This window comes from Streptomyces sudanensis, assembly GCF_023614315.1.
Lineage (GTDB): Bacteria > Actinomycetota > Actinomycetes > Streptomycetales > Streptomycetaceae > Streptomyces > Streptomyces sudanensis.
Genome location: NZ_CP095474.1, coordinates 3527218 through 3546422, shown reverse-complemented (window position 1 = coordinate 3546422; position 19205 = coordinate 3527218). Strand labels below are relative to the sequence as shown.

15 protein-coding genes and 1 pseudogene are annotated in these 19205 nt (G+C 72.5%); 10 read left to right on the top strand and 6 right to left on the bottom strand.

Annotated elements, in window-relative coordinates; genetic code table 11:
* Positions 1 to 76 precede the first annotated feature (76 nt).
* The 6 genes from MW084_RS16485 to ectB all read left to right on the top strand — a co-directional run bounded on the left by MW084_RS16485 (position 77) and on the right by ectB (position 6870).
* Complete coding sequence (locus MW084_RS16485) at positions 77 to 1333, top strand: NAD(P)/FAD-dependent oxidoreductase (RefSeq protein ID WP_010470933.1); 1257 nt, start codon at positions 77 to 79, stop codon at positions 1331 to 1333.
* 69 nt (positions 1334 to 1402) lie between these two features.
* Positions 1403 to 1957, top strand: coding sequence for a DUF3291 domain-containing protein (locus tag MW084_RS16480; RefSeq protein ID WP_010470935.1), 555 nt, complete (start codon positions 1403 to 1405; stop codon positions 1955 to 1957).
* Between the two features lie 569 nt (positions 1958 to 2526).
* Positions 2527 to 3000, top strand: coding sequence for a hypothetical protein (locus MW084_RS16475; protein ID WP_010470939.1), 474 nt, complete (start codon positions 2527 to 2529; stop codon positions 2998 to 3000).
* Complete coding sequence (locus MW084_RS16470; protein ID WP_010470941.1) at positions 2997 to 4298, top strand: lysine N(6)-hydroxylase/L-ornithine N(5)-oxygenase family protein; 1302 nt, start codon at positions 2997 to 2999, stop codon at positions 4296 to 4298. Before MW084_RS16475 ends, MW084_RS16470 begins: the two co-directional genes overlap by 4 nt.
* A 32-nt stretch (positions 4299 to 4330) precedes the next feature.
* Complete coding sequence (locus MW084_RS16465; RefSeq protein ID WP_275563652.1) at positions 4331 to 5521, top strand: amino acid:polyamine antiporter; 1191 nt, start codon at positions 4331 to 4333, stop codon at positions 5519 to 5521.
* A 98-nt stretch (positions 5522 to 5619) separates the two neighbouring features.
* Positions 5620 to 6870: a diaminobutyrate--2-oxoglutarate transaminase gene (gene ectB / locus MW084_RS16460; RefSeq protein WP_010470945.1), complete on the top strand. Its 1251-nt coding sequence runs from the start codon at positions 5620 to 5622 to the stop codon at positions 6868 to 6870.
* A 130-nt stretch (positions 6871 to 7000) separates the two neighbouring features.
* On the opposite strand, the pseudogene MW084_RS16455 reads toward ectB, so the two are convergent.
* Positions 7001 to 7354 (bottom strand): annotated as a pseudogene (locus tag MW084_RS16455) (winged helix-turn-helix transcriptional regulator); the annotation flags it as partial.
* Positions 7355 to 7448: 94 nt separating this feature from the next.
* On the opposite strand from MW084_RS16455, the gene MW084_RS16450 reads away from it, so the two are divergent.
* On the top strand, positions 7449 to 8660 hold the full coding sequence (locus tag MW084_RS16450; protein ID WP_010470950.1) for a pyridoxal phosphate-dependent aminotransferase: 1212 nt from the start codon (positions 7449 to 7451) through the stop codon (positions 8658 to 8660).
* A 416-nt stretch (positions 8661 to 9076) separates the two neighbouring features.
* The gene (locus MW084_RS16445) at positions 9077 to 10390 is read left to right on the top strand and encodes an ATP-grasp domain-containing protein (protein ID WP_039829334.1); all 1314 of its coding nucleotides are present in this window, start codon (positions 9077 to 9079) and stop codon (positions 10388 to 10390) included.
* Between the two features lie 304 nt (positions 10391 to 10694).
* Here MW084_RS16445 and MW084_RS16440 read toward each other — a convergent pair whose 3' ends face one another.
* The 3 genes from MW084_RS16440 to MW084_RS16430 form a co-directional block, all read right to left on the bottom strand.
* Positions 10695 to 12209: an AAA family ATPase gene (locus MW084_RS16440; protein WP_010470953.1), complete on the bottom strand. Its 1515-nt coding sequence runs from the start codon at positions 12207 to 12209 to the stop codon at positions 10695 to 10697.
* Positions 12210 to 12612: 403 nt separating this feature from the next.
* A complete protein-coding gene (locus MW084_RS16435) occupies positions 12613 to 13944 on the bottom strand; it encodes a class I SAM-dependent RNA methyltransferase (protein WP_010470955.1) in 1332 nt (443 codons plus the stop codon).
* Positions 13945 to 14041: 97 nt separating this feature from the next.
* The gene (locus tag MW084_RS16430) at positions 14042 to 16135 is read right to left on the bottom strand and encodes an APC family permease (protein ID WP_275563651.1); all 2094 of its coding nucleotides are present in this window, start codon (positions 16133 to 16135) and stop codon (positions 14042 to 14044) included.
* Between the two features lie 210 nt (positions 16136 to 16345).
* Between MW084_RS16430 and MW084_RS16425 the strand changes: the two genes are divergently transcribed.
* The gene (locus tag MW084_RS16425) at positions 16346 to 17014 is read left to right on the top strand and encodes a potassium channel family protein (RefSeq protein WP_010476595.1); all 669 of its coding nucleotides are present in this window, start codon (positions 16346 to 16348) and stop codon (positions 17012 to 17014) included.
* Positions 17014 to 17694, top strand: coding sequence for a potassium channel family protein (locus MW084_RS16420; protein ID WP_010476597.1), 681 nt, complete (start codon positions 17014 to 17016; stop codon positions 17692 to 17694). Before MW084_RS16425 ends, MW084_RS16420 begins: the two co-directional genes overlap by 1 nt.
* A 79-nt stretch (positions 17695 to 17773) precedes the next feature.
* Here MW084_RS16420 and MW084_RS16415 read toward each other — a convergent pair whose 3' ends face one another.
* Together MW084_RS16415 and MW084_RS16410 are read right to left on the bottom strand one after the other, a co-directional pair.
* Positions 17774 to 18538 (bottom strand): DUF3159 domain-containing protein, encoded by a 765-nt coding sequence (locus tag MW084_RS16415; RefSeq protein ID WP_010476599.1) that lies wholly within the window; start codon positions 18536 to 18538, stop codon positions 17774 to 17776.
* Positions 18539 to 18541: 3 nt separating this feature from the next.
* Positions 18542 to 18940 (bottom strand): OB-fold nucleic acid binding domain-containing protein, encoded by a 399-nt coding sequence (locus tag MW084_RS16410; RefSeq protein ID WP_078572174.1) that lies wholly within the window; start codon positions 18938 to 18940, stop codon positions 18542 to 18544.
* Positions 18941 to 19205: the final 265 nt, after the last annotated feature.

The following is a 19205-nucleotide window of genomic DNA, read 5'->3' as shown; positions in this document are numbered from 1 at the left end:
CCGGGAGCCCGGGAGTCACGGGAGTCACGGGAGTCACGCAGAGAGTCAGCCCCAGCAGAGAGATGGTAGTCGTCCTGTGAGCACTCAGAAGTTCGACGACCCGTCGGTGGACGTCGCGGTGGTGGGCGGGAGCCTCGCCGGCTGCGCCATCGCGATCCGCTTCAGCCAGATGGGTCATCGGGTCGCGGTCTTCGAGAAGAAGGCCGTGACCGAGCAGTCCTACAAGCAGCTCTGCACCCACTTCGTCCAGCCGCACACGGTGCCGCTCCTGGACGGACTCGGGCTGGCCCACCTCCGGGAACCCGCCTGGTCGGTGGCCACCAAGGCCGTCTTCGTCACGCCCGGAGGCGTGGTCGAGACGCCCGGCACCGGCTACGACCCCGAGCAGCCGGACTCCTACGCGCTCAACCTGGAACGGCGGGTGCTCGACCCCGCGATACGGGAGGCGGCGCGGCAGCAGGGCGTCCGGTACGTCGAGGGCACCAGCGTGGAGGGCCTCGAAGAGGACGAGTCCGGCTGGACCCTCGACACCCTCGGCGGAACCGGGTCCCGGCGTTACCGGGCCCGCCTGGTGGTGGCCGCGGACGGGCGCCGCTCGCGGCTGGCCGGGCTGCTCGGCAACCCGGCCGAAAGCCGCCCGAACGAGCGCGCGGCCCTCTTCGGCTACTTCACGGGCATCGAGGCCCCGGAGGGGAACCGCTCGATCTTCATCATGAACGAACGGGACCTGGCCTGCACCTACCCGCTTGTCGGCGGCAGGACCGAACTCGTCCTCTTCGCGGACAAGTCGCGGGTCGAGGGCTGGCGCGGCGCGGACGGCCGGATGCAGGAGTTCCTGAAGTACTTCGGCGGCCTGGCGGAGGCGCCGTCGGTGGCCGACGCCGTCCCGCAGTCGCCCCTGCTGGGCTACGGCGACTATCCGAGCCTGATCCGCCGGCCGGTGGCCGGGTCCGTCCCGTTCGTCGGCGACGCGGCCCTGTCACTGGACGCCATGAGCGGCGTCGGCTGCGGATTCGCGCTGCTGTCGGCCGATCTGCTGGCCCGCTCGTTCGCCGACCGGTCCCTGGACGGGGCCGGTCTCCGGGAGGGACTGGACGAGTACCGGCAGCGGTTCGAGTCCACCCTCCTGCCGCATGCCGAAGGCATCTGCGGCGACTCCCTCGTCGGCAAGGACGAGGCGACCCGGCGGAGGATGTTCGAAACCATCTGCGCAAGCCCGGAACTGAGCCAGAAGTACCTGGCCCTGACCGGCCGCATGGTGCTGCCCGGCGAGTTCCAGCGGGCGTTCATGCGCGGGCTGATGGCCCGGGGTGCGGGTGCCGCACGGAAGTAGCACCGATCCGGTCCGGGGCCGAGAGGGCCACCATCCGGCAGGCCGCACACAACAGGAGGACAGAGACTGATGCCGCGCGTCGCGTTCACGACCTTCGCGATCCTCAAGAAACCGTACGGGAATCCCGAAGTCCAGGAGTTCGACGACCTGACGCCGCCCACGTTCGAGGAGGCGGAGCGCAGCCCGGGATTCATCGCCCGGGCGAAGGAGGACCCCGGCCAGAGCCACCTCACCAACTTCCAGCGCGACTGGGGCGAGTGGGGCAGGTTCGACGTCCCGCGCTTCTACACGGGCGGCCGGACCGACGAGACCGACAGCCGGGCCTCCACCCTGTCGCTGTGGACCGATCTGGACTCCGTCTTCTCGTTCGTCTACGCCGGACTGCACCGCTCCACCCTGCGCAAGCGGCACGAGTGGTTCCTGAAACCCGAGTGGCCCACCTACGCGGCGTGGTGGGTCTCCGACGACACCATCCCCACCTGGTCGGACGCCTGCAGCCGGCTGGAGCACCTGCACGACCACGGCCCGACCCCGGTCTCGTTCACGTTCCGCCGGCCCTTCGCCCCCGACGGCACTCCGACCCGGCTGCGCGGCGCGGCAGGCAGGCGAGAGACCAGCGCCTGACGCCGAACCACCTCCCCNNNNCCCCCACNCCCCNACNCCCCNAGGGACTCCCCTTGATCACGCGTGCCTCCGACCGGTCGGTGACGAGCCGGTCCCACGAGACGCACCTCCGCCCCATGCCGTCCGCCGACGACGTCCAGGGGCCGCCGTTCGGCTCCGTCCTCGGCTCCCGGAATCGTCCGGCGCACGCGGCTGCGTCGGCCCGCTGGAGCCCCTCGTGACCCGCTCCGCCGGGTTCCGGGCGACGGAGGGGGCGCTGCGCGAGGTCCCGCCACCGGCGGAGGAGGCGCGCACCGGTCCGACGCCGGAGTACCCGGCGGCCGAGGCGTTCGCCGCGCCGGCCTGGCCGGTCGCGCCCGGGCCGGCGCGGCGGGCCCGGGACCGGCCGGGCCTGCCCGCGCATCCGGTCCGCGAGGCCGGCCGGCCCTTCCTGCCTTCCGGCACCCGGTGCGCATCGGCTGCTCCCGGCCTCGCGGCGGACGCCGTCCCCGCTGCGAGCGGGCGATCGTGAGCCGGGCCGGCGGCGTTCCGTTCCGAACACAGGCACCCCACCTCCCCTCGCCGAGCGCGTGAGCGCGCCCGGTTCCGAAGCGGCCCCGCCGCTCGTCGCCGAGTACCGGAGGCCCTACGACCGGGAAACCGACGGTTCCGAGACCCGGCGGTCCCTCTGCGGACCGCCGGGGACCGACCCCCGCGGGCTCCGACCGACCGCCCGCCGGGGGCCGCACACCATCGGCTTCGCCACCCTCCACCGGGTGCGCGTCCCCACCGGGGCCGCCACCACGGCCCTCCTCGACACCCCGCACGTCCGTCCCGACCACCGGGCCGGCCGGACAGCGGGCGCCGGAACGGCACCGCCGCGCGCGGCCGTACGCGAGGCGGACGACCACGGCCTCTCCCGGCCCACCCGGGAGGCCGCGCCCGGCGGCCGCGCGGCGCGGGCCCCGTACGACCGCTTCCCGCGCGCGGCGGCAGACCCCGAAGCGCCCTCGGCCCGGATCCACCACCACTCCTACTCGTTTTCCACCAAGGGGGAACAGTGACCCGCTGCCACGACGTGCTGGGCATAGGCTTCGGCCCGGCCAACCTGGCTCTGGCCATCGCTCTCGAGGAAGAGGGCTACGACCTCGACGTGCGCTTCCTCGAAGCCAGACCGGGCCCGTCCTGGCAGAGCGCCATGATGCTCGACGGGTCGGACATCCAGAACCATCCCGTGCGCGACCTGGTGTCGCTGCGCAATCCGCGCAGCCGCTACAGCTTCATCAACTACCTCTTCGAGAACGGGCGCCTCCTCGAGCACCTCAACCTGCCGACGGAGTTCCCGCTGCGCAAGGAGTACGCGCAGTACGTCACCTGGGCCGCCGGGCACTTCGGCCGGCTGGTCGACTACGGCGTGCACGTCACCGGCATCGCCGTCGACCGCGATGCCGAAGGCCGTCCGCTCTACACCGTCACCACCTCCACCGACGACACCCTCCGGGCGCGCGCCCTGGTGATCGGCACCGGGCGCGCCCCCTTCGTCCCGGAGCCGTTCGACACGGTGGACTCCCCCCGCGTCTTCCACCTGACGCACTACCTGCCGGCCCTGCGGCGGCTGGAGGAACTGGGCGTGACCGGACGGGGCGACCGGTCGCCGCGCGCGGTGACGGTCGTCGGGGGCAGCCAGAGCGCGGTCGAGCTCACCCTCGACCTCGCGCGGCGCTTCCCCCGCGCCGAGGTGACCACCCTGGTGCGTTCGCTGACGCTCCGTGAGAAGGACACCAGCCCGTTCAGCGAAGAGGGGTACTTCCCCGCCTTCACCGACTACTACTACCGCGCTCCCCGCGAACGCAAGGACGTCATGGACGCGTTCATGCGGCTGACGAACTACTCGTCGGCCGACGGCGACGTGCTCCGCGAGCTGTACCGGCTCATCTACGAGCAGCGCCTGGACGGCGACCAGCGGGTGTTCGTCAGCGGCAGCCGCCAGGTGCGCGGCCTCGACGTCCGCGAGGACGGCGTCCGGCTCGACGTCGAGGAGCTGAACACCGGGGAGACCGAGGAGCACGAGACCGACTTCGTCGTCCTCGCCACCGGGTTCCGCGACCTCGGCCCGGCCGCCCACCAGGAGCGTGTGCCCGCTCTCCTGCGCGGCACCGCCGACGGCTTCGCCTTCGACGGCCACGGCTACCTGGCCGTCGGCCCGGACTACGAGGTGCAGCCCGCGAGCCCCGACACGCCCACGCTCTTCCTCAACGGCCTGTGCGAGTCCAGCCACGGCATCGGTGACGCCGGTTCCTTCAGCCTGCTGTCGCTCAGAGCGAAGGTCATCGCGGAGAGCCTCAGGAAGCGTCTTCCGTAGTGGGGCCGGCGGACACCTCTGCCCTGGGCGCGGTGGACGCGCCGCGCGGACCGGGAACGGACGGCGGCGGCCGAACGGCGCGAAGGCGGGAGCTGGAGATCGCCGCCCACGTCTCCCGCGGTGTCCTCGGCGCCGGGATGGTGGTCATGCCTCCCGTCGTCGCGGCCCTGTCGGGCGGGCACAGCCTCCTCCTCTGGTCGGCCCACGTCCTGCTCGGCGGATCGGTCAGCCTCGTGCTGGCCATGCTCGTCCGCGCGAGGGTGCGGCCGACCACGTTGGCGGGTGCCGTCGGGGCCCTGCTGGGCACCTGGGCGGAACGGGCGGTGGACGGTTCCTTCGCCGTCGCCTTCGCCGCCGGGCAGGCGGCGATCGCCTGGTTCGCCGCGACCTGCCTGCTGACGGCCGCCGACGGTTCGCCGCCGCGGCCGGGGGCGGGCGGTCTGCTGCTCGCCCTCGGCGTGCTCGCGGTGGCCGTGTCGGCGGCGCTCAGTCCGCTCACACTTCCGGCCGCGGTGCTCCGGTTGCGTCCCTGGGTCACCGGGGCCGTGGCGTTGGCCTGCGTCGCATGGGGCTGGCCCGCCGCGCCCGCGGCGGGTTCGCACACGCCGCTGGTGCCGTCGGGGCTCTCTCCCGACGGTGCTCACTGGCTGGCCCTCGCGGCGTTGTTCTTCGCCGGTGTCGGCTGGGAGGCGGTCACCGCCGTCGTCCCCGCCGCCGCTGCCGGGCCGAGGCGCACCGCGGCGGGCGTGGCCCTGGGCGCGGCCTGCGTGGCCGCCGTCTACCTGGGACTGGCCGCGGTCCGGCAGCTGGCCGCCGGGGCGCCGGCCGTCCAGGCTCCGGTCCCGGCACCGCTGCGCTGGGTGCTCGCCGGGGCGGTGACCGTCGTGCTGGCCTCCTACTGCTTCACCAACGTGCGTACCGCCGCCCGGATCGCCGCGCGGCTGCACCCCGGCGGGCGGCGCCCCGCCGCACGGGGCCCCGCCAAGGCCGTGGTCGCGGCCGTCGGTGCCGCCTGCTGCGCCTTCGCCTGGGCGGGGGCCCGGGACGGCGCCGTCCCCCTGCTGTTGCTGGGGCCGGCTGCCGCCGCGCTGATCGGCTACGCCCTGGCCGCCGTCGCCGCCGTGCGCCGCGGCGGGCCTGTGCTGCGGTGCGCCGGAGCCGCGGTCCTGCTCGTGCTCGTGGGCCTGACGGCCCTCGCCCTGCCGTTCCTGGTCGGTGCTTGAGCGGGGTTCCCCGCCCGCTNCACCGCCNACCANNNGNGTCCCTCCCCTCCTCCCTCCCCTACGGCCTTCCGTTCCGGTTCCATCTCCGAGGAGACCTCATGACCACCCCCACCATCGAGTCCGAAGTCCGCAGCTACTGCAGGAACTGGCCAGTGGTGTTCGACCAGGGGCGCGGCAGCCGCGTGTTCACCCGTGACGGCCGTGCCTACCTGGACTTCTTCGCCGGTGCCGGCGCCCTGAACTACGGCCACAACCACCCCGTGCTCAAGCGGGCGCTGCTCGACCACCTCGGGCGGGACGGGATCGTCCACAGCCTGGACATGCTGACCACCGCCAAGGAGGACTTCCTCACCGAGCTCGCGGCGCGGGTGCTCGCCCCCCGCCGGCTGGACTACCGGGTCCAGTTCCCCGGCCCCACCGGGACCAACAGCGTGGAGGCCGCGCTCAAGCTGGCCCGCAAGGTGACCGGGCGCCAGACGGTCGTCGCCTTCACCGGCGCCTTCCACGGCATGTCACTGGGTTCCCTGGCCGTCACCGGCAACGCCGCCAAGCGCACGGGCGCCGGTGTACCGCTCGGGCACACCTGGCGCGTCCCCTACGACGGGTTCGCCGGAGGCCGGGTGTCCGGGCTGGCGCTGCTGGACAGCATGCTCGCCGACAGCAGCAGCGGCCTGGATCTCCCCGCGGCCGTCATCGTGGAGGCGGTGCAGGGCGAGGGCGGCGTGAACCCGGCCGACCCGGTCTGGCTCGCCGACCTCGCGGAGTTGTGCGGCCGCCGGGGCATCCTCCTGATCGTCGACGACATCCAGATGGGCTGCGGCCGCACCGGGCCCTTCTTCGGCTTCGAAGCCGCCGGGATCACCCCGGACATCGTCTGCCTGTCCAAGTCCATCAGCGGGTACGGCCTGCCGATGTCCCTCACGCTCTTCCGTACCGAGCTGGACGTCTGGCAGCCCGGCGAGCACAACGGCACGTTCCGCGGCAACAACCCGGCCTTCGTGACGGCGGCCGCCGCCCTGCGGGAGTTCTGGGCGGACGGCACCCTGGAGAAGCGGACCGAGGACCGGGGCCCGCTGTTCGAGGAGCGTCTGGGCGAGCTCGCCGACCGGCACGCGGCGCACGTCGCGGCCCGGCGCGGCCGCGGCCTGGTGTGGGGTCTGGTCTTCCGGGAACCCCACGTGGCCAGGCAGGTCGCCGACGCGGCGTTCGCCCGCGGTCTCCTGGTGGAGACGGCCGGGTCCGGCGACGAGGTGGTGAAGCTCATGCCGCCCCTGACCTCCACGGACGAGGAACTGGCCGAGGGGCTCGGCATCCTGCGGGAATCGGTGGCCTCCGCCGTGGGCGGCTGAGCGCGCCCCCGGAGCCGGCGGCCCCGGCGGTCCGGGCCGGGGATCCGCCGGCGGGTCACCGGTGGTGCTCCGGTGACCGGTCCGCCTCCTCCGCGGGGGCCGCGGCCCGCCCGGCCGGGCCGCCCCCGGTGAACCAGTGGGTGCGCACCGCGTCCGTCGGCCGCGGCTCGCCGAGCGCGTCCAGGCCCCAGGCGGCCAGGGCGTCGACGACCTGGCGCAGCGCCAGCCCGCGCGGGGTGAGCTGGTACGCCGCCGCGTTCGCGGGCCGCTCCAGGCGGCGGCGCTCGACCAGGCCCTCGCTCTCCAGTTGCCTGAGCCGGGTGGCGAGGATGTCGGTGGAGACGCCCGGCAGGTCGGCGTGCAGATCGGTGTACCGCCGCGGACCGTGCAGCAGCTCACGGACGATCAGCAGACTCCAGCGCTCCCCCACCGCGTCCAGGGCTCGGGCGACGGCGCAGTACTGGTCGTAGCTTCGGCGTGGCATGGGGCCAGCATAGCGAAGGGATTGGACTTTCCAAGTGAGTACTTGGTAGAACGAAGCAGCCACGACGGCGCGGGCGACGGTCGGGAGGCCGCTGATGAAGTTTCGACAGTCCAGCAAGCTGAAGGACGTGTGCTACGAGATCCGTGGCCCGGTGGTCGACCAGGCCAACGCCCTCGAGGAGGCCGGTCACAGCGTGCTGCGGTTGAACACCGGCAACCCCGCGCCGTTCGGCTTCGAGGTGCCGGAGGAGATCCTCCAGGACGTCATCCGCAACCTGCCCAACGCCCACGGCTACAGCGACGCCCGCGGCATCCTGCCCGCCCGGCGCGCGGTGATGCAGTACTACCAGCAGCGTGGCGTCGCGGGCGTGGCGGTCGACGACGTCTACCTCGGCAACGGCGCCTCCGAACTGATCCAGATGGCCGTGCAGGCCCTGGTGGACGACGGCGACGAGGTGCTGGTGCCCGCCCCCGACTTCCCGCTGTGGACGGCCGTGGTCCGGTGCGCCGGCGGCCGGGTCGTGCACTACATGTGCGACGAGGAAGCGGAGTGGTATCCCGATCTCGACGACATCGCCGCGAAGATCACCGACCGGACCAAGGCCGTCGTCGTCATCAACCCCAACAACCCGACCGGCGCGGTCTACTCCAAGGAACTCCTCGAGGGAATCCTCGAACTCGCCCGCCGGCACGGCCTCATGGTGTTCGCGGACGAGATCTACGACAAGATCCTCTACGACGGCGCCGAGCACCACTGCCTGGCCGCGCTCAGCGAGGACGTGCTGACGCTCACCTTCAACGGCCTCTCCAAGGCCTACCGCGTGGCCGGTTTCCGCAGCGGCTGGCTGGTCGTCTCCGGGCCGAAGGAACAGGCCGGGGACTACCTGGAGGGCCTGACCATGCTGGCCGGGATGCGGCTGTGCCCGAACGTGCCGGCGCAGTACGCCGTCCAGGCGGCGCTCGGCGGCCGCCAGTCGATCCACGACCTCACCCTGCCGACCGGCCGGCTCACGGAGCAGCGCGACGTCGCCTGGCGGGCACTGAACGACATCCCGGGCGTGAGCTGCGTCAAGCCCAGGGGCGCGCTGTACGCCTTCGCCAAGCTCGACCCGGACGTGCACAAGATCGTCGACGACGAGCGGCTGGTGCTGGACCTGCTGCTGCGCGAGAAGATCCACATCGTCCAGGGCACCGGTTTCAACTGGCCCCGCCCGGACCACTTCCGGTTCGTCACCCTGCCCCGCGCCGACGACCTGGAGACCGCGATCAACCGCATCGGCCGCTTCCTCGCCACCTACCGCCAGTAGCCGGACCGCCCGGGCCGTCGAGACCCGGCCGGGCCGCGCCCGGCGTGTGCCCTCACCCGTTCGACGGAGTCGAGGCCGGGGTGCTCCCGGGGTGCTCGACGGAGCCGGGAACCGCGCGATGACCGCCCGACCGGCCGGCCCGCCCGCCGGGGGCGCCATCGACGGGTTCCCGTTCCCGGGGCACCTCACGACGTGCCCGACGAGGACGCGACACCGCTGGACCATTTCTTGATCGGCGCTTGCCTTCACCGTACCGTGGTACACGCGCCATATCCGAAGTACCCATGTACAGATAGTGCGTTGACCTGCCGAGGCAGTGGAATCGGCGCCACGAGCGGCACACTGCCGCGCCGCGTCGCAGACGGCTCCCGTGCCGTCGCACCCGCATCGGATGACATCCGACTGGAGGAGTTCTGTTGAGCCGTCAGAGCGACCGTCCACCTGCCGTGATCGTCATGAGCGACCTGGCGGCCCTGGCCCGCCAGCACCGCCTGATCACCGATATCGCGGAGCGCGGATTGACGCCGCTGGTCGTCGTCGGGCCCTCGACCGACCTGGTGAAACTGACCGGGCACATCGAGGACGGCACGCACCCGCTGTCCCGGATCGCGGCCGTCCGCCAGCTTCCGGGCGCCGCGGTCGACAGTGTGCTGGCATCCGTGCAGGACTGGGTCACCGACTTCGACGTGCGCGGTGTGATCTGCAGCGGCGAGGTCTTCGTCGACCCGTGCGGGGTCCTGGCCGAGGCGCTGGCCCTGCCGGGCCCCGGCGCCTGGGCGGCGCGGGTGTGCCGGGACAAGGTCATGCAGCGCGTCATCCTGCGCGACCACGGGCCGTCGTGGCGCGCCTTCGCCCCCCACGAGCGGGACGCCGCGGCGTCCGACGTGTACCCGTGCGTCGTCAAGCCGGCGGGGCGGATGTTCAGCTCGGGGGTCGTCCGGGTCTCGGACGACGCGGAGCTGCGCGCCGCGCTGGCCGCCTACGAGCCGGACGAGACGATCCTGGTGGAGGAGCTCGTCACCGGGCCGGAGTTCTCGGTCGAGGCCCTGGTCCACCGCGGCGAGCTGGTGTGGAGCGGCGTCACCGCCAAGCTCACCAACGAGGACAGCAGCCGGTATTTCACGGAGATCGGCCACACCAGTCCCGCCAAACTGCCGCTCTCCCATTCGGACGCGCTCATCGAGGCGAATGCCGCGATCCTGAAGGCCCTGCGGTTCGACAGCGGCATCACCCACGCGGAGTTCCGGTTGCGTGACGGGCAGCCGGTGCTGATGGAGGTGGCCGCCCGCCTCCCCGGCGACGCGATCACCATGCTGTGGCACCTCGCCACCGGCCGGCCCCTCGAACCGGCCATCGTCGACCTCGCCCTCGGTGTGAAGCCGGAGTACCCGGTGCCGACCCGGCGAGCCGTGCAGCGCTTCGTGGAGCACCGTCCGGGCCGGCTGACGGACGTCCGGTGCGCGGGGCAGACGGTGTCGTGGATCGCGGACGACGGATACTGGCCGACCGTGGCGCCGTCCGACGCGCAGGCCCCGGCCCGGTGCGCGTCGGTCATGGTCGGCCTTCCGCGGGGCGCCACGCTCGGGCCGTTGAGCGACTCGTCCGGGCGCTCGGCGTCCGTGGTCGTCGACCTCCCCTGGGAGGCGGACCCCGACGGCGAGGCAGGCGTCTACGCGGATCAGGTCGAGTTGGAGATCGACGGGGAGACTGCCGGTTCGACGGCTCGTTGAGCCGCTCCGGGTTCGGTGACGACTCGGTCCTCCGAAGGGATCGAGTCGTCCCACCTTCCTCCCTCCACTCCGCCGGGCCGCGGCATCGCGCGGTGCGACAGGGTCGCCGAAGTCCGTCCCGGCCGCACCACCGCGCGGGCCGCGATCCCTGCCCCGGGCCGTACGGAGAGACTCCCGGCGTCCCACCGGAGCGAGCCCCGGACGAGCGCCACCCCGGCGTCGGGACACCGCCCGCAACACCCGCACCGCACCTCAGCCGCACACACGAAGCCGCAGCTCATGACGGGCAAAATCCCTGCTGAGGTCACCCGCCCCCGTAGAGACCCGGCAGGTCGACCAGGAGGAGATCATCACGTCTGGCCGCCGATTCGACCAGGTCCGGGTAGAAACCGTGCAGGGAGAACAGAGCCAGCGTGGCGCCTGTGGTGTCGTAGCCCTGGCCGGTGAGCAAGCCCCGGATGTGCTCGAGGCGTTGCAGGTCGCCGGTGCCGCGGCGGGCGGCGGTGGCCTTGGCCTCGCCGATCAGGGCGATCCGGGCGCGCGGCGCCTGCGGACGCTCACCCAGGGCCAGGGCGATCACATCGACCTCGTGCTTGGTGCGGGCCGCCGGGTCGGCGACCTCGGTGGTGCCGACGGGTCCCGGCAGGCCGCCGGGAAGGAGGGTATGGGCGTAGCGGCGGGTGAAGGTACGGGCGAGATCCTCGAAGTGCGGTCCCAGGATCTTGGAGTTGAAGGTCGTCGTAGCGGCCTGCCACGCCTGTTCCGCGAAGCCCTGCTCGACGGTGGCGGCCTGCGGCAGCGTGATCAGCTGGTTGAAGCGGATGACGGGGTCGGCGAGCGTGATGACCGGGTGGCGCGGGCGCAGAATGTCTTGCTCGCGCTGGATGTAACCGGTGGACTCCAGAATGTCCAACGGATGCGTGACGGCGTTGCGTTGACGCTCCAGGGCTGCCCCGATCTTCGTCGGGGTCGAGGCACCCTGCGCGATCGCGGTGAGGATGTCGTAGTACAGCGTGTGGTGGGTGATGCGCGGATCCTCCCGCAGCAGGTACTCCGTCTCGGTGCGCGAGTAGACGGCCCGGCCGGGATCGAGCAGCGTGCGGGTCAGCCAAGCGGCGAAGCCGTCGTTCGGATGCGGGCGGGCGGCTACCGGCCGGTAGCCGGGGGCTCCGCCGAGGACGGCGTCGACCTGCAGTGCGGTCAGCGGATCGTCGATCTGCCAGAAGTCGCGGGCCGCGCGGTAGTCGAAGGCACCCAGCCGGAGGTCGATCACGGCACGGCCCCGCAACGGCTTGGTACCCGAGAGCAGTTCGTGCATGACGCTCATGGCGGAGCCGCAGAGGATCAGCCGGGGGCCGGGACGGGCATCGGTGCCCGTCCCGGTGCCGCGCTGACGCTCGTCGTAGAGCTGCTGGAGCAGCCCGGGGATCTCCGGCGAGTGCTGGAGCAGATACGGCAGTTCGTCGATCACCAGGAGCGGCGTTCCCGAGCGAACGGTCACATCAAGGGCGTTGGTCAGGACCTCACGCCAGTCGGACAGCCGCAGCGTGCCGGGCTGCAGACCGGCATACGCTGCGACCGCGTCACCGAACCGCCGGATCGCCGGCAGCCGGCCCTCCTCCCGCACCGCGGTGACGTAGAGGCCGCCGACCTGCTCACACAGGGCCTGCAGGAGATACGACTTCCCGTGCCGCCTGCGACCCGACACGACGCCCAGGCGCATCGCCGGATCCGGATCCGTGACGAACTCGGCCAGCAGGTCCCACTCCCGGTCCCGGTCGACCACGTCTTCGGGCTTGGACGGCAGGTTCTTGTTCATCAGGGAAACCCCACATCGGGATGAATCTACTTCGTCCGATCCCGTACAAGTCTACTTGTACGAGATCGGTAGGGGTAGACCTGTCAACGGCAGCGTCCGGGTCATACGGCCCATGGCCACAGCAGTGAGATGCCACTGTCCGTGGCCGATGCGCGGGCATCCGCAGGCGCGGCTCACACTCCTCGGTACAGCCGCGCTTCTCGTCGGCCATCGCCACATCACCCCATGATCCGCCGAGGACCCGAGCGTCACATGAGCGTCAAGAATTCCGAAAAGACGGTGCCATCAGGCATCACAGCGTCTCCGACCAACGGAAACGCGCAGGTCAAGGCCGTGCCTGCGGATCGATCCGCTGCGAGGGCGAGAACACGTCGAACCCCCAGGTCAACCGCGAAAACGCAGGTCAGGCGCCCTTCTTCGCAGGCTCCAGGATCGCCACGCACTCCATGTGGTGCGTCATCGGGAACAGGTCGAAGACCCGCAGCGTCCGCGGCTTGTAGCCGGCCTCGCGGAAGTACGCCAGGTCGCGGGCGAGGGCGGCCGGGTCGCAGGCGACGTAGGCGATACGGCGGGCTCCGAGGGTGGCGAGGTGGCGGACGACCTGCTTGCCGGCGCCCGCGCGGGGCGGGTCGAGGACGACGAGGTCGACCTTGGTGATGCCGGTGCGCGGCAGGACCTGGTCGACCTTGCCCTGCTCGACACGCACGCGGTCGAAGCCCTGGAGGTTGTGGCGGGCGTCCTCCACCGCGCGCTTGCCCGACTCGATGCCGAGGACGGCGCCCTGGTCGCCGACGCGGTCCGCGAGGGCGCCCGCGAAGAGGCCGACGCCGCAGTACAGGTCCAGGGCGGTGTCGCCCTTGCGGGGCAGCAGGCCCTGCATGACGGCGCGGACCAGGGTGTCGGCGGCCTTCGGGTGGACCTGCCAGAAGCCGCCGTTGCCGACGCGGTGGGTGCGGTCGTCGGCGCGTTCCCGGACGAAGGGGCGGCCGTGGACGCGGTGGGCGCCGCCGTCCTTCTCGTCCACGCGCAGTACGGACACCGGCCTGTCGAGTTCGACGAGCGGCAGGCGGGCGCCGGGGCGCGGGGTGAGGACGACCTGGCGGTCCTGCGAGCCGGTCGCGGCGATCGCCTCGACGGACGCCATGCCGGGCCATGGGCGCTTCTCGATGCCCAGTTCGCTCACGCCCTCGGCGGCGATCATGCAGTGGTCGATCGGCTCGACCTCGTGGGAGCGGTGGCGGCGCAGGCCCGCGCGGCCGGACTCGTCGACGGCGTACTGGACGCGCGTGCGCCACCGCGGGACCTCGCCGGCCGGCAGCTTGTCGCCCTCGGCGGGGACGACCGTGCCGTCCCAGCCGGCCTCCTCGGGCGTGAGGCCCGCGAGGCGGCGCAGCTGCTCCGCGACAACCTCGCCCTTGAGGCGGCGCTGGGCGCCCGGCTTGGCGTGCTGCCAGTCGCAGCCGCCGCAGCGGCCGGGCCGGGCGTACGGGCAGGGCGCCTCGATGCGGTCCTTGGAAGCGTCGAGGACGGTGACGGCGTCGGCCCGCAGGAAGCGGGAGGTCGCGTCGCCCTCGGTCACGCGGGCGACGACCCGCTCGCCGGGCAGCGCGTGCCGGACGAACAGGACGCGGCCCTCCCCGGTGCGGGCGATGCAGTGGCCGCCATGCGCGACGGGGCCGACCTCGACCTCGTACTCCTCGCCGACCAGCGAGGACTCGGGTGCGTTCTTCGGCATGGCGGGGTGACTCCAGGGAGGGAAGCGGGGGCGTTCGCCGCGGTCGGGTGACCGGGCCGGTCGGGCGACCAGCCCACCAGTCTACGTCCTCGCGCCATCACCCTTTTCCTGGCGGGCTCCCCTTCGGGCTTCCCTTGGAGTTTCCCTTCGGGCGGGCGGGGCGCTTCGGGCCGGTCTCGACCGGGCCGCGGCGCACCGAGCCGGGCGCGTTCCACTCCTGGTTCTTCTTCGCCCGCTGCTTCGCCACCTCCGAGGAGCGCAGCTGGTACGGGACGGAGGTGACCATCACGCCGGGCGTGAACAGCAGGCGGCCCTTGAGGCGCAGGGCGCTCTGGTTGTGGAGGATGTGCTCGTACCAGTGGCCGACGACGTACTCGGGGATGATCACGCTGACGACGTCGCGGGGGCTCTCGCGGCGCAGGCCCTTGACGTATTCGATGACGGGCCGGGTGACCTCCCGGTACGGGGAGTCGAGGATCTTCAGCGGGACGGCGATGCCGCGGCGCTCCCACTCCTCGGTGAGGGCCCTGGTCTCGGCCGGGTCGACGTTGATGCTCAGCGCCTCCAGCTTGTCGGAGCGCATCAGCTGGGCGTAGGCGACGGCGCGGAGCGTCGGGCGGTGGATCTTGGAGACGAGGACGACGGAGTGGACGCGGGCCGGGCGGACGCTGTCCTCGCTGGGGCCCTCGGGAGCGGCGAGCTCCTCGGCGACCCGGTCGTAGTGCCTGCGGATCGCGGTCATCGTCACGTAGAAGACCGCCATGCCGAGCAGCGCCACCCACGCTCCGTGGGTGAACTTGGTGATCAGGACGACGACCAGGACGAGCCCGGTGAAGAACGCGCCGAACGCGTTGATGGCGCGGGCGCGGACCATGCGGCGTCGCGCGGCCGGGTCGGCCTCGGTGGCCAGCAGGCGGTTCCAGTGGCGGACCATGCCGGTCTGGCTGAGCGTGAAGGAGACGAAGACGCCGACGATGTAGAGCTGGATGAGGCGGGTGACCTCGGCGTCGTAGACGTGGACGAGGACCGCGGCGGCCGCGGCGAGCAGCACGATGCCGTTGGAGAAGGCGAGGCGGTCGCCGCGGGTGTGGAGCTGGCGCGGCAGGTAGCGGTCCTGGGCGAGGATCGAGCCGAGGAGCGGGAAGCCGTTGTACGCGGTGTTCGCGGCGAGGAACAGGACGAGCGCGGTCGCGGCGGCGAGGACGACGAACAGGATGCTGCCCTCGCCGAAGACGGCGGCGGAGATCTGGGAGATCACCGGTTCCTGGGTGTAGTCGGGGCCGACCGGGACTCCGTCGCGGAGCAGTTCGCGGGCCGGGTCCTCTGCCATCTTGACGCCGGTGGCGAGGGCGAGGCCGATGATGCCGCAGAACATGGTGACGGCGAGGCCGCCCATGAGCGCGAGGGTGGCGGCGGCGTTGCGGCTCTTGGGCTTGCGGAAGGCGGGGACGCCGTTGCTGATCGCCTCGACGCCGGTGAGCGCGGCGCAGCCGGACGAGAAGGCGCGCAGCAGCAGGAAGAACAGCGCGAACCCGGCGAGGCCCTGGTGCTCGGCCCGGATCTCCAGGTCGGCGGTGGGCGCCCGCATCGTGTCGCCGAGGACCAGTCCGCGGAAGGCGCCCCAGGCGACGAGGGCGAAGACGCCGGCGACGAAGACGTACGTCGGGACGGCGAAGAGGCGGCCGGACTCCTTGACCCCGCGGAGGTTCATCAGCGTGAGCAGGACGATGATCGCGATGGCGGACGCCGTCTTGTGCTCGACGACGAACGGCACGGCGGAGCCGAGGTTCTCCACGCCGGAGGAGATGGACACGGCGACGGTGAGGACGTAGTCGACGAGGAGCGCGCTGGCGACGCCGACCCCGGCGCGCGGGCCGAGGTTGGTCTGGGCGACCTCGTAGTCGCCGCCGCCGCTGGGGTAGGCGCGGACGTTCTGCCGGTAGGAGGCGACGACCGTGAACATCAGGACCACGACGGCGGCCGTGATCCACGGGCTGAACGCGTACGCCGAGGCGCCCGCGACGGAGAGGACCAGCAGGACCTCGCCCGGCGCGTACGCCACCGAGGAGAGCGGGTCGGAGGCGAAGACGGGGAGTGCGATGCGCTTGGGCAGGAGGGTCTCCCCCAGCCTGTCGCTGCGCAGGGCCCGGCCGATCAGGATCCGCTTGGGCACGTCGGTCAGTTTGGACACGCAGAGGATCGTAAGGGTTCGCCCTGTGCGGCACCCACCCGCCGGGGAGGTGCGCCCGGCGCGTCACCGGCTCCCGACTCGGATGAGGGCAACCGGTCGGCCGGGGCATAAGCTCGTTTCGAGACAGCACCGCACGCAGGCTGAGAGAGAAGAGTGAGCAGGGTGTTTTCGCAGGTCAGCAGGGTGACCAGGAGTGCGGGGTAGAGGGACGTGCATATCGTGATCATGGGCTGCGGCCGTGTCGGCGCCGAGCTGGCGCAGACCCTGGAGCGGCAGGGTCACACGGTCGCCGTCGTCGACCAGGACCCCACGGCCTTCCGGCGCCTGGGCTCCGGCTTCGGTGGCCGGCGCGTCACCGGCGTCGGCTTCGACCAGGACACCCTGCGCGAGGCGGGCATCGAGGAGGCCGGGGCGTTCGCCGCGGTCAGCAGCGGTGACAACTCCAACATCATCGCGGCGCGGGTGGCGCGCGAGATGTTCGGCGTCGAGCACGTCGCCGCCCGGATCTACGACCCCCGCCGCGCCGAGGTGTACCAGCGGCTCGGCATCCCCACGGTCGCCACGGTGCGGTGGACCGCCGACCAGATGCTGCGGCGGCTGCTGCCGTCCGGCGCGGAGGAGCTGTGGCGGGACCCGAGCGGCGGGGTGCAGCTCGCGGAGGTGTACATCTCCCCGGCGTGGATCGGCCACAAGGTGCACACGATCCAGGAGGAGACGGGGGTCCGCGTGGCGTTCCTGACCCGGCTGGGCGAGGCGGTCCTGCCGACGTCGCAGACGGTGCTGCAGGACGGCGACCTGGTGCACGTGATGATGCGGACGGACGAGGTCGAGCAGGTCGAGGCGGCCTTCGCCCACGGCCCCGAGGGGAGCGGTCACTGATGCGGGTCGCCATCGCCGGCGCGGGCGCGGTGGGTCGTTCCATCGCGGGCGAGCTGCTGGAGAACGAGCACGAGGTACTGCTGATCGACAAGGCGCCGACCGCCATCTCGGTGGAGCGGGTGCCGCGGGCGGAGTGGCTGCTGGCCGACGCCTGCGAGATCACGTCCCTGGACGAGGCGGCGCTGCAGCGGTGCCACGTCGTGATCGCGGCGACCGGTGACGACAAGGTCAACCTCGTCGTGTCGCTGCTCGCGAAGACCGAGTACGGGGTCCCCCGGGTCGTCGCGCGGGTCAACAACCCGAAGAACGAGTGGCTGTTCACCGAGGCGTGGGGGGTGGACGTCGCCGTGTCGACGCCGCGCCTGATGTCGGCGCTGGTGGAGGAGGCGGTGAGCGTCGGCGACCTGGTGCGGCTGCTGCGCTTCAGCCACGGCGACGCCAACCTGGTCGAGCTGACCCTGCCCCCGGAGTCGGGGATCGCCGGTACGCGCGTCGGGGACGTGGCGTGGCCGCAGGACACGTCGCTGGTCACGATCATCCGCGGTTCGCGGGTCCTCACGCCGGGCGCGGAGGAGACGCTGGAGGCCGGCGACGAGCTGCTGTTCGTGGCCGCGCAGGCGCGCGAGGAGCAGCTGGAGGAGCTGCTGTCGGTCCGCCGGGAGGACGGCGGCCGGGGCTGACGCGGGCCGGCCGCACCGGAACGCGCGAGGAGCCGGGGACCCCGACGGGTCCCCGGCTCCCGGTCGTACGGCCCTCGGGTCAGGCGCCGGCCCCGCGCTCCTTCTCGGCGCGCTCGGCCTCCTCCATCTCCGCGAACACGTCGATCGGCGGCGGCGCCTTCGCGAGGAACACCCACGTCAGGTAGACGGCGAGCAGGAACGGCGGGATCTTCAACGCGACGAGGACCCAGCCCAGCCGGGTCGTGTCGGCCCACCAGTACAGGGGGAAGAGGATCGCGCACTTGCCCAGCAGGATGGCGCCCCAGGCGTAGCTGGCCTTGGCGTACGCCTTCTTGCGTCCGGGGTTGCGGGTGCGCCAGGAGAGGTTCTCCTTGAAGACCGGGCCGAGGATCAGCCCGATCAGCGGGACGCCCGCCAGGGTGGTGACGACGTACGCGAGGCCGAGGCCCAGCGTGTACAGCATGCCCGGCAGGTAGAAGTCCTTGGCGTTGCCGGTCATCATCGCGAAGACGACGCCGAAGGCGACGCCGAAGACACCGCTGAAGGCGTGCTTGACGGTGTCGCGGCGGGCCAGCCGGACGGCGACCAGCAGCAGGGACACCGCGAGCGCCGCGATGGCGGAGGCGTGCAGGTCCTTGTTGACGGTGAAGATCGTGACGAAGAGCAGGCCGGGCAGGACCGTCTCCACCATGCCCCGGACCCCGCCGAACGCGTCGAACAACGCGGCCTCGGTCACGGCCCTGGCGTCCCGGCCACCCCACGCCCCGGGGGCGTCCGGGGCGGCGCGGCCGTCGGTGCCCCCGGGGCCGCCTTCTTCGACGGTCGGCTTGTCGAGTGACGTCACCGGCTACTCCTGTCCGAGCGGTCGGAGCTCGTATTTCGGATTGAACAGGACCCTGCGCCCCTGGCTCACGGAGATCCGGCCCGAGGCTATGAGCCTGCGCCCCGGTTCGATGCCCACGATGGACCGCCGGCCCAGCCACACCACGTCCAGCGGGGCCGTGCCGTCGAAGAGCTCCGCCTCCAGGGCCGGCACTCCGGCCCGCGGGCGCAGGGTGACCGTCCGCAAGGTACCAGTCACCTTCACGATCTGGCGGTCACCGCAATCCGAGATACGGGTGCAACCCACCGCCTCGGCGTCCTCCTGGAGTTCCTCGGACTCCAACTCGCCCTGCGAGCTGGAGAGGCGGTCCAGCATGCGGCGGAAGCGGCTGCCGGACTTCTCCGTACGCGGTACAGCACTCATACGGAAAGCCTACGGGACGCCTCGCCGGGGACCGGGCCCCGCCGGGCGGCCGCGCGGTGCGCCGCGGCCGGACCGCGNGCGGGCGGCCCGGCCGGGACGGCCACCCGCACCGGGCGGCCCGCGTCCCGTGCCCGGCCCGGCGGCGGGGGTCCCCGGGCGGCACGGCCGGAGCGGCCGGGACGCGGACGAGAGGGACGGCCGGCCCGGCCGCCGCCTCCCCGGCCGGTTCCTCCCGGGGGGCCGCCGGCGGTTCCCGGNCCCCGTC

Excerpts from the sequence above, each read along its gene's own strand:
- MW084_RS16410 (WP_078572174.1), bottom strand. The coding sequence starts at position 18,940 with ATGAGTGCTGTACCGCGTACGGAGAAGTCCGGCAGCCGCTTCCGCCGC.
- MW084_RS16420 (WP_010476597.1), top strand. The coding sequence starts at position 17,014 with ATGCGGGTCGCCATCGCCGGCGCGGGCGCGGTGGGTCGTTCCATCGCG.
- MW084_RS16440 (WP_010470953.1), bottom strand. The coding sequence starts at position 12,209 with ATGAACAAGAACCTGCCGTCCAAGCCCGAAGACGTGGTCGACCGGGAC.
- ectB (WP_010470945.1), top strand. The coding sequence starts at position 5,620 with ATGACCACCCCCACCATCGAGTCCGAAGTCCGCAGCTACTGCAGGAAC.
- MW084_RS16480 (WP_010470935.1), top strand. The coding sequence starts at position 1,403 with ATGCCGCGCGTCGCGTTCACGACCTTCGCGATCCTCAAGAAACCGTAC.
- MW084_RS16435 (WP_010470955.1), bottom strand. The coding sequence starts at position 13,944 with ATGCCGAAGAACGCACCCGAGTCCTCGCTGGTCGGCGAGGAGTACGAG.
- MW084_RS16450 (WP_010470950.1), top strand. The coding sequence starts at position 7,449 with ATGAAGTTTCGACAGTCCAGCAAGCTGAAGGACGTGTGCTACGAGATC.